Annotated in this window: 7 protein-coding genes and 4 pseudogenes; 3 read left to right on the top strand and 8 right to left on the bottom strand. The window is 62.2% G+C overall.

The window, feature by feature from the left end; all coding sequences use genetic code 11:
• The 6 genes and pseudogenes from tnpA to PQR02_RS33470 form a co-directional block, all read right to left on the bottom strand.
• Positions 1-406 (bottom strand): IS66-like element accessory protein TnpA (gene tnpA / locus PQR02_RS33495; RefSeq protein WP_408241885.1); only part of this gene is annotated, 406 nt, incomplete at its 3' end.
• 111 nt (positions 407-517) lie between these two features.
• A pseudogene (locus PQR02_RS33490) lies at positions 518-649 on the bottom strand (transposase domain-containing protein); the annotation flags it as partial.
• 97 nt (positions 650-746) lie between these two features.
• The gene (locus PQR02_RS33485; protein ID WP_408241883.1) at positions 747-2,228 is read right to left on the bottom strand and encodes a sugar ABC transporter ATP-binding protein; all 1,482 of its coding nucleotides are present in this window, start codon (positions 2,226-2,228) and stop codon (positions 747-749) included.
• Positions 2,225-3,235 carry a substrate-binding domain-containing protein gene (locus PQR02_RS33480; RefSeq protein ID WP_408241881.1) on the bottom strand — a complete coding sequence of 337 codons (1,011 nt, stop codon included), beginning with the start codon at positions 3,233-3,235 and terminating at the stop codon, positions 2,225-2,227. Before PQR02_RS33480 ends, PQR02_RS33485 begins: the two co-directional genes overlap by 4 nt.
• Positions 3,236-3,267: 32 nt before the next feature.
• Positions 3,268-4,293, bottom strand: coding sequence for an ABC transporter permease (locus PQR02_RS33475; RefSeq protein WP_408241879.1), 1,026 nt, complete (start codon positions 4,291-4,293; stop codon positions 3,268-3,270).
• Positions 4,294-4,614: 321 nt separating this feature from the next.
• Positions 4,615-10,461 carry an AAA family ATPase gene (locus tag PQR02_RS33470; protein ID WP_408241877.1) on the bottom strand — a complete coding sequence of 1,949 codons (5,847 nt, stop codon included), beginning with the start codon at positions 10,459-10,461 and terminating at the stop codon, positions 4,615-4,617.
• A gap of 283 nt (positions 10,462-10,744) precedes the next feature.
• On the opposite strand from PQR02_RS33470, the pseudogene PQR02_RS33465 reads away from it, so the two are divergent.
• A pseudogene (locus PQR02_RS33465) lies at positions 10,745-11,008 on the top strand (AAA family ATPase); the annotation flags it as partial.
• Here PQR02_RS33465 and PQR02_RS33460 read toward each other — a convergent pair.
• Entirely contained in the window at positions 10,949-11,149 is a 201-nt protein-coding gene (locus PQR02_RS33460; protein ID WP_408241889.1) for a hypothetical protein, read from the bottom strand. The pseudogene PQR02_RS33465 and the gene PQR02_RS33460 overlap by 60 nt on opposite strands.
• Positions 11,150-11,485: 336 nt before the next feature.
• Here PQR02_RS33460 and PQR02_RS33455 point away from each other — a divergent pair.
• Positions 11,486-12,449 (top strand): annotated as a pseudogene (locus tag PQR02_RS33455) (tyrosine-type recombinase/integrase); the annotation flags it as partial.
• A gap of 37 nt (positions 12,450-12,486) precedes the next feature.
• On the opposite strand, the pseudogene PQR02_RS33450 reads toward PQR02_RS33455, so the two are convergent.
• Positions 12,487-12,621 (bottom strand): annotated as a pseudogene (locus tag PQR02_RS33450) (IS5/IS1182 family transposase); the annotation flags it as partial.
• 892 nt (positions 12,622-13,513) lie between these two features.
• Here PQR02_RS33450 and PQR02_RS33445 point away from each other — a divergent pair.
• Positions 13,514-13,924 carry a (R)-mandelonitrile lyase gene (locus PQR02_RS33445; protein ID WP_408241875.1) on the top strand — a complete coding sequence of 137 codons (411 nt, stop codon included), beginning with the start codon at positions 13,514-13,516 and terminating at the stop codon, positions 13,922-13,924.
• Positions 13,925-13,978 lie beyond the last annotated feature (54 nt).

Here is a 13,978-nt window from a genome sequence, read left to right as displayed (position 1 = left end):
CAAGTTCGACTGTTACCCCGTTCGGCAGGTGCGCTGACAGGCGCGCCGTTGGTCGGGACGCAGTCGCTAACTGCTTGTGACTCGACGACGCCGGTCGCGCCGCAGGCTCGAGAGCGGGAAGCTTAGAGCCCGGTTCGATAGCAAGGACGGGGATGAAAGCCGCCGCTGACGGCTCGACCGTGTTTATCGCTGCACGAGCAGAGTTTGCCTTCCCATGTAGCCTTATCCACTTGTGAAGCTGATTTGCGTTCACCTGAGCCCTGAGCGCGAGCCCGGCGATTGACGCCCCCGGTCGCAAGCACGCCTCAATCAGTCGGCGCTTCCCGTCAGGGTCGTACCTTCGTTTGCCATTGGAGCATTCTCGAATAACCCGAAGCGGCAGAAAGTCAAATTCATCATCGCTCATGGTTTGCGTCCGCAATGTAGGTTGCGGACGCAATCGTCGCTCTTAAAAGCCGACGAAGCTAGGTGTGTTATTTTTAGCGCTTACCAAAATCTTGTCGGTCGTATCTGGCAATCAGGTGGTCGTCATGGTCGGCTTCAGTTTGTCGGCCACGTTCCAGGGCAGCAATTCGTCGATGTGAGTGATTTTGTGATCAGCGATATGGGTCAGAACGTATTCCAGGTAGGCGCGCGGGTTGATCCCATCGTCCTCATTCGCGCCGACACTACCAATGTTGCTCTTTTGAAATAACGTTCCAGGAGCTGTTGTTACCTGGATGGACCGCAGCAACGTCGATGCCCTCCTAGTCGCTAGACGAAACCATTGCAAGAGCCCGCGCCTCGTCGAACGTTTCGCGCGGTCCGTCGGCAACAATGCGGCCCGCCCGCATGCATACGATCCGCTGTGCAATGGCGAGCACCTCGTCAATGCCAGAACAGTTGAGGCAGACGGCGATCCCGTCCGCCGCCAGGGCTTCGATCAGCTTATGAATTTCGTTCTTGGCCCGCACATCCACGCCGCGCGTCGGATCACTGAGCAGCAGGACAGCGGGCGACTGCTCCAGCGAGCGGGCAAACAGGACGCGCTGCTGGTTACCGCCGGACAGATGCCCGACGGGCGCGTCGGCTACGTTCAGGCTCACACTGACCTGTGCCATGCGGTCGCGCGAGAGGCGGCCGAGCCACCCCGAACCGGGCCAGCGCCAAGCTGCGCAACGGCGAAGCGGCGCCGTAGCAATGTTCCATACCGGCGAGCGGTCCAACCAGAGTCCCTCCAACTTGCGGTCTGGCGGCATGTAGACCAATCCGGCCCGCAAGGCGTCGGCCGGACAGCTTAACCGAACCGGCTGCCCGCTCACCTCGATTGCGCCCTCAAGGGGCACAGCCCCGCCAAGCCCCCGCAGTAGCGTGCCGATGCCGGACCCCTCAAGGCCGACAAATCCGACAATATCGCCGGCATGCACAGTTAGGGAAAGCGGTCCCAACCCAGGACCGCGAAGCTCCCGCGCCTGCAGCACCAGCCGACGAGACTCGCGCATTGCCGGCGCATTATGAACCGAGACGTCGCCTACCATCGCCCGTGCGATACCTGAAGCGTCAATCGTCCCGCGCTGCCAGACGCCGGCTACCTGCCCGTCGCGCAGAACAGTAACCCGGTCGGCGATGCGCGTGGCCTCATCCAAACGGTGCGAGACGAACAGCACGGCTGTGCCCTCGGCTGCGAGCGCCCCGATGACCAACAGCAGCGCCTCCGTTTCCCGCACTGATAGCGCTGAGGTCGGTTCATCAAGGATCAGCACGCGGCCGCCCGTGAGCAGTGCCCGGCCAATCTCGACGAGCTGGCACTGCGCAAGCGACAACTCGGCGACCCGCGCATCCAGCGGAACGACGAAGCCGAGGCGTGCAAGCGTCGCTGCGGCGGCAGCGCGCTGGCGTCGCTTGCTGAGCAAGCCACTCCAATGCAAGGGAAGCGCCGCTGCGGTCACGTTCTCAAGCACGCTGAGGTCGGGAAACAGCATGAGGTCCTGGTGGACGACTGAGACGCCGACGCGCCGCGCGGCCGTCACGTTGCCGCCGGGCAGGATGCGCCCGGCCACTTCGACTCGACCTTCGTCGGGCGCCACCGCACCTGAAAGGACGCCTATCAGCGTCGATTTACCCGCGCCATTGGCGCCGACCAGCGCCATAACCTCACCCGCGCGAAGGCGCAGCGAGACGGCGCGGAGCACTTGCACTCCGCCGTAGTGCTTGCTCACCGCGTGCGCGGCGATGGCGTCCAGAGTCATCCGGCGAACCGCTTCTCCCGCTCAAGGTAGTAGCCGACGTTTTTCTTCGTAACGATCTCATTCTTCATGAAATAGTTGCCGCCCGGCAGGTCGAGCTTCGGCCCGTTCAGCGCGACACGCTGATAGAGATACATAATGGGCAGATAGCCCTGCATGTACGGCTGCTGCCCCACCGTGCCGCCGATCACACCATCGCGAATCATTTCCAGCGTTTGATAGATCAGGTCAGTGCCGACAATCGGCCACTGCGCCTTCATCTCTTGTTTGACCAACCCAGCGGCCGCAGTATCCTGTCCGCACAGCGGCATCATGGCGGTCAGGTTGGGATGACTGCGTGCGATGTCGCGAATGGTAGAGCGATCGCTCCCCATGTCGCTTGGATCGGTGTTGAAGACGCCGACAACCTCGAGACCGCCCGCCGTGACGCCCCTCTTTGCGCCTTCGATGCGCCGATCCAATGCGAGCATGCCGGGCGCGCAGTTGGTCATCGCCACCGCGCCGCGGCCACCGGCCAGCTTCGCCAACATGCGCCCCTGCACCTCCGCCGCTCCGACCAGATCCTGACCGAAGAACAGTTCGCGGCCACTGCGGGGCGAGTCGCTGTTGGTACAGACAACCACGACACCTTGGTCGATCGCGCGCTTGATCGGCGCGATCCAGGCATCCGCCTCCAGCGGGATCACTGCGATCCCCTGGTAACCCGTCGCCACGAGCTGGCGGAACTGAGCGATCTGAGCGACGGTGTTGGTGTCGGGTACGCCGGTCCACAGCACTTCGACGCCGAGCTGCGCCCCGGCATCCTGCACGCCCACCCTGGTGGGCGTGTAATAAGGGGCCGTCGTGTTGGAGCAGGTCATTGCGAGCTTGACCGGCCTGTTCATGTAGGACCGCACCCAGGCGGCCCAAGGTCGCGTTTCATCCGCACGCGCCGCGCCCGCTCCCAGGATGCCCGCCGCCGCGCCCGCCGCGGTGCCTTGCAGAAAGCTCCGACGATCGAATGATGGCATTGACGTTTCTCCCCTTGATGTGGCGGCTGTCGTTATGAACCGCCCAGACGGTCGGATGAGGCACGGCGCGAAAGCCACGTTAGTGCCATCGAGGCGATCAGCACCATACCGGAGACGCCCTGCGTCCAGCTCGGCGGTATACCCCAGAGGACGATTAGGTTCTGGAAGATACCAATTACGGCCAGGCCGAGCAAAATACCGAGGATCGAGCCACGGCCGCCGGTGAGACGCACGCCGCCGATGATCACCGCCGCGAGCACCGAAAGCTCATAGCCAGTCCCTGCCGTCGGACCGGCGGTGTGCAGATAGGCGAGCGAGCACACGCCGGAGAGCGCCGCCATGAAACCCGAGAAGGTCAGCAGCACCAGCCGCGTGCGACCGACCCGGAAGCCGACGAGATGGGCCGCGAGTGGATTGCTGCCGACGGCGAGCAGGCGAAACCCGAAGGCCGTGCGCCGCACCACGAGTTCCGCAAGCAGCGCCATCGCCAGGAACACTAGCGTTATGACGGACACGCCGTACACCGTTCCCTGGCCAAAGGTGTCGAAGAAACCTGGCAGTGGCGACACGACCCTGACGGGCGAGCCGCCAGCGAGGACAAGCGCGAGCGCGCGGTACACGCCCAGCGTTGCCAACGTCACGACTACGCCCGGAACGCGGATCACCTGTGCGACCGTCCCGTTGACAAAGCCGCAGCCGAGCCCCGTCCCAAGTCCGCAGGCGATTGCGAGCCAAAGTGGGGCGTCGCGATGCAGCAACAGTGCAGTTACGACGGCGGCCAAGCCGAACACGGACCCCACTGATATGTCGATCTCGCCTGCCATCAGCGTCAGGCCCACGCCGATCGCGAGGAAGCCGAAGAACGTCAGGCTCTGCAGAATGCCGGTTAGGTTGGCGAGCGTCAGAAAGTAGGGGCTGCTCGTTGCTCCGACGATGAAGAACAGCAGGAATGCAGCGGAGATGCCGCGCTCTTCGAATACGAGCCAGGACCGCCACCACGGCGGCTCCGGGATGACTGCCGCCCCTTCGCACACGCTCTTTTCTGCCGGCGAAGTCATAGCAGCCAGATCACGACCTCCCGTCGCATTCCCCGCTCGGCAGTCCGTCCCCCTCATGCCGCGGCCGGCAGGCACGCGGTCAACTTTTGATAGCCAATTTCCTAGGCGAGGATGCATGGATAGATTCCAGGCACGGCTGCGGCACGGCAATCGTATCAGCCGGCTTTGGTCGCTTTGAAACACCCGTCATGCGCTAATTGCCGCAGCGGCGGCATTTTTCGGCCCAACGCAGTTCGTTTCCCCTAATTTCTTCCGCCGCACACGCACGGTGTTTGCTCAGCTGAGGGGACATCGTCGCCGGTTGTTGACGGCCATTCTAGCTCAAGTTAACGTTACTCCGGGCACAGTGAATTGGAAGACAGTTCCGCATGGCGCGCCCGGCGACGCCCAGAAGCGCCCGCCATGGGACTCAATGATCGATCGGCAGATCGAGAGCCCCATGCCCATGCCGTCGGGCTTCGTTGTGAAGAAGGGATCGAAAATGCGTTGCGCGATCGCCGGGTCCAGCCCCGGGCCGGTATCCTCGACCGCCACGAGCAGCTCGCCCTGATCAACGACTTCCGAGGTTATGGCCAGCTTCTTCGGGCGATCCGTAACCGAGCTCATGGCTTCAATGGCGTTCATGGTCAGGTTCAGCAGCACCTGCTGCAACTGAACTCGGTCGCCGAAAACCGGACCATCAGCGGAGAGATCGGTGCAAAGCACAACGCCGTGCCGATGCAGTTCGCTACGTGTGAGTGCCAGCACTTCCTGGATTGCATCGTTGATGTCGAGCTTCGCCAGTTGCGGCCCCGATTTCTTGGTAAGCGCCCGGAGACCACGGATCACCTCCCCCGCGCGCGTGCCTTCCTCCACGATCCGCTCGACCGCGCCGCACGCCTCAGGAATATCCGGGTCGTCCCGGTTCAGCCAACGGAGGGCTGCCCCCCCGCAGGTGACGACGGCGCTGAGCGGCTGGTTGATCTCATGGGCAATTGAGGCCACAAGTTCGCCCATCGTCGTCAGCCGCGTCACGCGGACGAGTTCCGCTTGGGCGTTTCTCAGCGCCTCCTCGGCGCGCCTGCGTTCGGTGACGTCCATGACCGTGCCGACGAATTCAAGATCGCGGGCCTCCGTGTCGAGCTGCCCCACGCTTTGCAAGTGCTTGACCGATCCGTCGGGCAGGACTATCCGATACTCGTGTTGGAACCGACTTCTTTCGCGCACGGCCCGTTCGAGGACTTGCTCGAATGCGGGCTGATCTTTGGGATGAACGCGATCCATGAATGTCGCGTAGGATGGCTGCGCTGTCGCGGGATTGAGGGCAAAGATGCGGAAGTGTTCAGCCGACCAGAAGACCTCGCCGGTGCCGACCGTCCAGCGCCAACTGCCAATGTGGCTGATCTGCTGTGCTTCGGCGAGTGAGGCCTCGCTTCGCCGCAATTCTTCCTGGGCATGCTTCCGATCGGTGATGTCGACCACGACCCCGGCAAACAGCGGATCGCCCCCTACAACCGGGATCACGAAGGCGCTGGCATCCACCCAGATCACGCCGCCGTCCTTGCGCCGGTATCGCTTCTCGACATGTTGCGGGTATGGATCGTCCGCGTCGCGCGCTGCAATGATCACCTCCGCGGCGGTGCGGTCATCCTCGTGGGTGATGTCGACGGGCGAGAGGTTGCGCAACTCCGCCTCAGAATAGCCGGTCACTCTCTGAAAGGCATGGTTTGCTGCGACGTAGCGCCCATGCGAGCCAGTCAAAACCACACCGACCGGGACGCTTTCAAACAAATTGCGCCAGCGATCTTCGCTCACGTGCAGTTGGGCGTAGAGTCGGGCGTTCTCCAGCGAAATCGCGGCTTGTGCCGCCAGCAGCTCCAGAATCGCAATTCGCTCCGCGGTGAACGCGTGCGAAGTCAATGTGTTCTCGAGATAGAGTAGTCCGATCAGTTGCCCTTGCTTGATCAACGGTAGGCAAAGGATCGACTTGGTTTGTCGACTGCGTAGATAACCGTCGTCGGAGAAGAGATGGGGCTTGGAGGCATCATCGACGATGATGCTTTCACGAGTGCGAATAACATAGCGGAGAAGGGATTCGGGACAAGTGGTCCCGACGATTGACTTTCCGTACAGCACGACTTCGGTCTGATCGCCGATGCTCCGGGCCTCAGCCTGAACCGAATAGTCATTCTCTGCCGACAGTATCAGTAAGCCGCGATCCGCGCCAGCGTGCTGGAGCGCGATGGTCATCAGCCGTTCGATCAACCTGGGTAAGACGATCTCGCTGGACACTGCCTGGGAGGATTTGACGACGCTGGCGACATCGAGGTGCTGGACCGGCGTGCCAATGGTCGCCCACGAGCGATCTCTTTCTTCAGCGCCCAGATGCGGATGAAGCTGCTCGAGCTGCCTGGCCTTGCCCTCCGCCCCCCAGCGGAGATAACAGTACTTGGCGTTCCGCAGATACGCGTTGGCAAAGGTCTCATAGCCGCGGGCCATGTAGAACCGCGCGGCCACCTCATGGGCCAGGCCCTCGTTTTGCACGAAACCGTGGTCGTGGGCCAAGCGAATGGCCTGTTGATAGAGGCTCATTGCATCAAGGTCGCGGCCCTCAAGGCGCGCGATCTCTGCTGCGACCAGCGCATGCTTGTCGGCGAATGTCGGCGGGTAGTTGTCGGCCCATTCGCGGAGTTGATCGCGCAGCTCCAGGAGTTCGCCCCACCGCGGCCGGTCGCCGGCAGAAGTCCCTTCATAGAACGCCGCAATCGTCAGGGCGGTGTAGTAATAATAATCGAGCAAAGGGAAATGGGCGGTCGAGGACCAAAGCAGGGTTTTCGCCTTGTCAGCTGCGGCGAGAGCCGCGGCGTAATGCCCCGACAGGAACCGCGCTTTCCCTTTCGCGATCCAGTACCAGCAGATCATGGTGGGCTGCCGGTCCTCGGTCAGCAGGGCCTCGAACGACGCTTCGTCGAATTGCGCGTCAGTGAAAGTGGAGAAGGTTGCGGTGCGGCCCTGCATGGTTGCGATGAAGCGTTGCTGGCTTACAATGATGTCCGCAATGTCGCGGAACTTGGCCTTCCGCACGAAGTCGAGAGCAATCTCCGACTCGCGCCACACCGCATCGAGCGGATCGTTTCGTATCAGGAAGAGTGAGACGATATGGCTTATGCCGTAGCAGCCGTAGGTCAGGTCACCAGTTTCGATCGCGGCGCGAACGGACGCTTGGATGTATTCGATCGCGGTTGCCATCGGCCCCGTCCAGAAGGCAGCGATTCCCGTCGCGTCCTGAACCTTGGCTCGATAGCCGGGGAAGCCGTGTCTCTCGATAAGGTCACATCCGAGCTTGGCGAAACGAAAACCCTCAGCATAGCGATGAAAGGCCGGTCCGAGGATAAATCCAAGGTATGCACAGGCATGCGCAAAAGCGCCAGTCGCGCCGTGTTGCATGCTGAGGTTCACCATGCGGCACTGTTGCAAGCAAAACAGATTGCGATCCGTAACGTAGGCAGGGTCCGAAAGAGCGGACAATAGACGCATTGCCGCCTCCAGTTCCCGGTCCTTCATCAGAGGAAGTTCAATCAGGTCCTCGATCGAACGCCCTTTCACGTTGCGCCAGACCGTCTCGTATTCGGCCTGAAGCTGCTCCCGGGTCGGGTGTGCCGGGATGTCGATACCGAATAGCTTCAGGCAGGTGAGCGTATCGTCGACTGCTTGCTGGTCCTCCGACTTTACGATGTGGAGCAGGACCTTGAGGTGATAGACGGCTGCCAGATCGACCTTCGACGTTCCGCGTTGCAGTAGCTCCGCAATCAGGAGTTCCGCTTTGTGCAATTCACCGGTCAGAAACTCGCACTCCGCGCATTCGAGCGTCAGGCTGAACGTCAACTCGTAGCGGCTGGCCCAGTCCTTTTCGCCCAACAGCGCCATGCCGGCCAAAAAATACGCGCACGCCGACGCATAGGCCGCTGACCCCCTGGCTTTTCGCCCGGCGCGCAAATCAATCATCGCCACCTGTGCTTTTTCGTCCCGGTCGGCCAGCCGAACGGAGCCCCGATTGAGCTGGTTTGCAACATCGAACAGATGTTCGGTGAGCTGGTCCGCGGTCATGCCCCCCAGCAGCACACGACCGAGGCGCAGGTGGACTTCGGCACGATGTTCCTCAGGGATTAGTGTATATGCCGCCTGCTGGATTCGGTCGTGGAGGAATGTGTAGGAGCTCTCGAGGCGAATGATGAATCCCGCACGGACGGCGTCCCAGAGTGCTGCGTGGATCGCCTGCTCGGGTTCCCCGAAAACCATTGTCAAGGTGGCGATCTCCGCGGCGTTCCCCAAACAGGCGAGCTGTTGTAATGCTTCCTGCGTCTCATCAGGCAGACGGTTCAGCTTCCCGGCCATGAGATCCACGACGTTGTCAGTGTGGCTCCTCGCGCGGATGCGATCGATGTCCCATTGCCACGCTGGCACGACGAGATCGACCGCGATCAGCCCCTCTTCGGCCAGCTCCGTCAGGAACTGGATGGCGAAGAACGGATTGCCGCCAGTCTTCTCCTGCACCAGTTGCGCAAGGGGTCGCGCAGGTTCCTGTTCGCAATGCAGGGCATCAGCGATGAGCCGGTCGACATCGTCGAGGCAGAGGGGCGCCAGCACGATTTGCTGGACCCGAGTTCCGGCACTACGGATCGCCGCCAGCGTCCGCAGCAGCGGGTGCGCCGGGCCGACCTCGTTGTCACGGTAGGCCCCGACAAGCATCAGGTGCTGCACCTCTGAGTGCGTCGCCAAGTGCTCGAAGAGGTCGAGCGTCGCTGTATCCAGCCACTGCAAATCGTCAAGAAACAACACGAGCGGGTGCTCCTTGCGGGCAAATACGCCGAGGAAGCGTCGAAACACCATCTGTAAGCGGTTCTGTGCCTCCAGCGGCGGCAGGTCCGCGATTGGTGGCTGTTTTCCAATCACGAGAACCAGCTCGGGAACGAGCGTCAGTATGAGCTGGCCGTTCGGGCCCAACGCCTCGCTCAGGGCATCCCGCCATTGGCCAAGCTCCGCCTCGCTCTGGCCCAGAAGTGGGCGGACAAGTTTCCGGAAGGCTTGGGCGAGGGTGGCATATGGGATGTCGCGCTTGTACTGGTCGAACTTGCCGGATGCGAACAGGCCACGCTGCGGGACCAGCGCCTTATGCAGTTCGTTCACTACCGACGATTTACCGATCCCGGAATACCCAGAAACCACGACCAGTTCGGGCCTGCCGTGAGTCACCACACGGTCGAAGGCCGCCAGCAGGCAGTCGATCTCGCGCTCCCGCCCATATAGCCGCTCCGGGATCAGCAGACGGTCCGAAACGTCCCGCTGACCAAGCTGGAATGGCGCAATGCTGCCAGTCGCCTGGCATTCCGCCAGACACCGCTGCAGATCGATCGTGAGGCCGGCGGCGGTCTGGTAGCGGTTCTCGGCGGTCTTGGCGAGCAGCTTCATCACAATCGCCGAGACGGGTCCCGGGATGTCGGCGACACGCTCGGCGGGCGGCACCGGTTGCCGGGCGAGGTGGCAGTGCACCCACTCCATCGCGTCGGCGGCCGTGAAGGGCAGTGTCCCCGTCAGCATTTCGTAGAACGTGACGCCGAGCGCATAAAGATCGCTGCGGGAGTCGACCGAGCGGTTCATCCGCCCGGTCTGTTCCGGCGCCATGTAGGCAAGCGTGCCCGCGATTACCTCGGGTGGCGCCGGCGCCTGGTGCTCGCGGGGCAGCCGCGAGGCGATGCCGAATCCGGTTAACCAGACGCCGCCGCTGGCCGTGTCGACCAGGATGTTGGCCGGCTTGAGGTCCTTATGGATCAGTCCCCGGGCGTGCAGCCGACCGACAGCCGCCGAAAGCGCGACGGCGATGCGCAAAAAGTCCGTAACCTTCCTCGGCCGGCCGAGTAGCCGCTCGAGCGGCTCGCCACCGGGATCCGCCAACACAAGCACGGGCCGAACCTCGCGGCGGACAAGCTCGACCGGTCGCGCCGCCCAGTCACTGTCGAGGTCGGTCCGCAATGCGTATTCATGTTCAAGGCGCTGTAATGAGCCGGGCGAAGGGTATTCGCCGGAGGGCACGACCAAGAGAATCGACGCTAGCCCGTCGCCGATGCCTCGATACAGCGTGAATGGGCCCTCCCGCAAAAGAGAGAGCGCGTAAGCCGAGAGTTCAATCACGGAGAGCCTTCTCCCAGCGTCAGCAGTAGCTCCGCTTGATCGCGGACGAAGCCTTCAATGTAGTGCCTGTCGCCATTCTAATGGACTCTGGCAACGCTGTGTATCAGGAGCGGTGATCGGTCCGAACCGCGCGGGCGCCGCTGGCCGCAGTGAGGAAGGCGGCAAAAGTACTCGGCATTCCGGTTGGTGCCAAGGTGAAGGCGCTCCTCGACGCCGCCTCGGTTCGTTCACGGGCGGCTCATGACGAAACCAGCGTTCCGTTGCGCGGCCCGGCCTAGGCTCCACTCGCCTGCTTATCGCAGGTCTTCAGCGCCAGGCTGCCGCGCGCGCAGCGATTATTCTTATTGACGAGTTGGCGCACGGCCTGGAACCGCACCGCACCATCATGCTGCTCGCGGCGCTCAGCGCGAAGGACAAACCTGCGCCGCTGCAGGTGTTCGTGACAACGCATTCGCCCGTCGCCGAGCGAGAACTCTCGACGGATCAGCTATTCGTTCTGCACCAGCACGATGGCCGGCACCACGTTTTGGCTGTCGGGTGTGATTAAGCGCGCCGGAATGCCGTTCGCGACCACATCATCGAGCTGCGGCTCGAAGTCAACGTCTCCAGCTGAGTGCTCCCGTTTGCCGTAACGACTATCGATGGCCAGCGCAACGGAGCCACTGTTCGACTTCGGCCAGCACTTCATCGGTGACAGTCGAAATCAGATCGGGTGACACCTGCAGGCCATATCCTGCGATCAAAGGCGATAGACCGGCCGTTTACAAAGTCGGCTCGTTCTTCGTCAGCTCAGCGGCCGGTAATTTCGCGGTCGACCAACGTTAGCAAAGGCCGACGAGCAACACTTCGCGATTGCGAATCGAATGACCGGTTCCTGAGAGGAACCGACGCCTGAGTGTCTGACCGACGTTGCGAATGAATGACGCTTCCTGGCCGGTTTGCGCCTTAGCAGCAGAGAGCCTTATCAACTTCATACCGCGACGGTTTCGCTGCAGCAGTACGGCCATCGACTGCAAAACCACGGTGGGCGATCGTGCAGCTGGGCAAGCCCCTGTCGTCTCTCACGCACGAAGATCTGCAGCTGTTTCGCCAGTTCCTGAAAGACCCACAGCCGCGCGCGCCGGGTCGCCGCCGACGGACGCAAATATCCGCGCCATGATCCGTGCTGGCGACCGTTCTTCAGGACGCTCCGGCCAAGCAGCCACTACCAGGCCATGGTAATCATCAATGCGCTGTTCGCATGGCTGGTGGAAGCCGGCTATCTGGCGGGCAACTCCCTGTCGCTGTCGCGCCAGCGCGCGCGCCGTTCAAAGCCACGCATCACACGCTATCTTGACCGCGAGTTGTGGCAGGAAGTGAAGCTGTATATTGACAGCCTGCCGAAGGACACGCCGCGCGAGCGGGAGCGCTACCTCCGTGCACGGTGGCTGTTCACGCTGTTCTATCTCGGCGGCCTGCGCATCTCGGAGGTGGGCGGCAACACGATGGGCAGCTTCTTCTGCCGGCGCAATGCCGACGGTCATGAGCGCTGGTGGCTCGAAATCCTGGGCAAGGGTGACAAGGAGGGGCTCGTGCCCGCCTCAGCGGAAATGATGGTTGAGCTTGGCGCTACCGGCGCGAGCGCGGGCTGTCCGCCGTGCCCTCGCGGCACGACGACACGCCACTAGTGCTGCCGCTGGGTAAATCCGTGAAGCCGCTGACGCGCGCGGCGCTGCACACCATCGTCAAGCATATTTTTGCCGGCGCGGCCGGACGGCTCCGGCTGCGCGGCGACGAATTCGCGGGACAGGCGGAGCAGCTAGAACACGCCTCCGCGCACTGGCTGCGCCACACCGCCGGATCGCATATAGCCGACGGCGGCGCCGATCTGCGGACCGTCCGCGACAACCTGCGTCACGCATCACTGAGGAAGCACCAATCCCCACCTGCACACGCCCGACGAAGAGCGCCACCGCGAAACCGAGGAAAAGCACCGCACAAACTGGTAAAGTCTCGCCCGAACCGTCAGTAACGCGTCGTCGCGGCGGCATCGTTGATCATGACCTTGGCCGCTTCCCGGTCGGCATGTCCGTGAGCACAGCTAACCCGGGCATTGACCACCAGCCCATGGTGGTTGTCGGTCAGCGTATGGCCCACGTAACGCCAATCGCTGGCAGCCTTGAGCGTTGCTGACGCGAACGCCTCAGCGACGACATTCGGTGTGATCGAACTCAGGATCGGTAGTGCGCGCTCGCACCCCCTCATCCGGCCCAACCTTGTGCGAAAGGTTTGGACAGTTTGCGTTCTCCGTGCCCCGTCGATCTGTGCATCAAAAACCTGCGTGGCGGACTCGACTCCGTGTCATTCGAGCGGACACCGGTCTGTCTTCGGCAAATACAGGACGGTCGAGCGTCTTGTGTGTGAAAGCGACGCGACGTCTTATCAGTATGACCGCTTCAGCGCAGCGATGACTAGCGAAACAGCCGTTGACGTCCCACGGCGGCTCACGTGGTAAAAGTGATATCCAACATAGGTTGGAACCAGCTCTCAAACATCCCGACCAGCCGTCCGGCGCGTACGTGCTCCTCCGCGAAATCCTTCGGCAAATAGGGCAGCCAGGAATCTCACAGCGGCATCGAGCATTTGATACGTCGAGTTAAATACGAGTTGCCCGTCGACGCGAACTTGCACCCCCTGATTCCCTTTGCGCAGAGACCAGGACATCAAGGATTCTCGAGTGGGAAGGCGAAGATGCGCGGGCTGAGACACGCCTAACTGAGCCGCGGCCCGAGTGAAATTCCGCTCTTGTGTAACCGTTGTAAAGAGGCAAACAGGTCGTTCAGATTTTCCCCAATCATTTATGCCCCTCCTGCATAAGTGCATGCCGATTTTGCCAACTTATCAGCTACAGGATCGGAGTCTACACTGGACGTCGTAATGCGAGCGACGCGGACGACGCTGCTGCGAACGACGCTTTCCGCTATGTATTGGCGTCTTGCCTTGGCAGTAGGCATTGCCAGAAAGCCCTATCTTCGCCCACATAAACCATTTCGAACGTTGGAAAGGTACGACTATGGAACTCAAGCGCGCGGGCTCCCAGCCCTCTATGCAAGGCCCCGAAGAATGGTTCACGGGCACGGTGCGGATAGACCCGCTGAACGCTCCACCTCCTCCGGCGCGAGTCTCCTGCGCAAGCGTCACGTTTGAGCCCGGCGCGCGTAGCGCATGGCACACGCACCCACTCGGTCAGACGCTACTTGTGACGTCTGGCTGCGGATGGACGCAATGCGAAGGCGAGACGCGCGTGGAGATCCGCGCGGGCGATGTCATCTGGTGCCCGCCCGGCCATAAGCACTGGCACGGCGCCACACCGACGACTTCGATGACGCACATCGCCATTCAGGAAGCGCTTGAAGGCAAGAACGTCAACTGGCTGGAGAAAGTGACAGACGAGCAGTACCTCGGCAGCGGCGGGCAGAAATGATGAAGCTGGCGGCAATCATCGGCGTCTGTGCGCTGAGCTGCGCTCCGCTGGCGG

This window comes from Paraburkholderia sediminicola (genome assembly GCF_046026895.1).
GTDB classification, from domain to species: domain Bacteria; phylum Pseudomonadota; class Gammaproteobacteria; order Burkholderiales; family Burkholderiaceae; genus Paraburkholderia; species Paraburkholderia sediminicola_C.
Note: the sequence above shows the minus strand (reverse complement) of the source record. Positions and strands in the feature narration are given on the sequence as shown.

Bases quoted from the DNA above. Each gene is read 5' to 3' on its own strand.
- PQR02_RS33475 (WP_408241879.1), bottom strand. From the start codon at position 4,293: ATGACTTCGCCGGCAGAAAAGAGCGTGTGCGAAGGGGCGGCAGTCATC.
- PQR02_RS33445 (WP_408241875.1), top strand. From the start codon at position 13,514: ATGGAACTCAAGCGCGCGGGCTCCCAGCCCTCTATGCAAGGCCCCGAA.
- PQR02_RS33480 (WP_408241881.1), bottom strand. From the start codon at position 3,235: ATGCCATCATTCGATCGTCGGAGCTTTCTGCAAGGCACCGCGGCGGGC.
- PQR02_RS33485 (WP_408241883.1), bottom strand. From the start codon at position 2,228: ATGACTCTGGACGCCATCGCCGCGCACGCGGTGAGCAAGCACTACGGC.
- PQR02_RS33460 (WP_408241889.1), bottom strand. From the start codon at position 11,149: ATGAAGTGCTGGCCGAAGTCGAACAGTGGCTCCGTTGCGCTGGCCATC.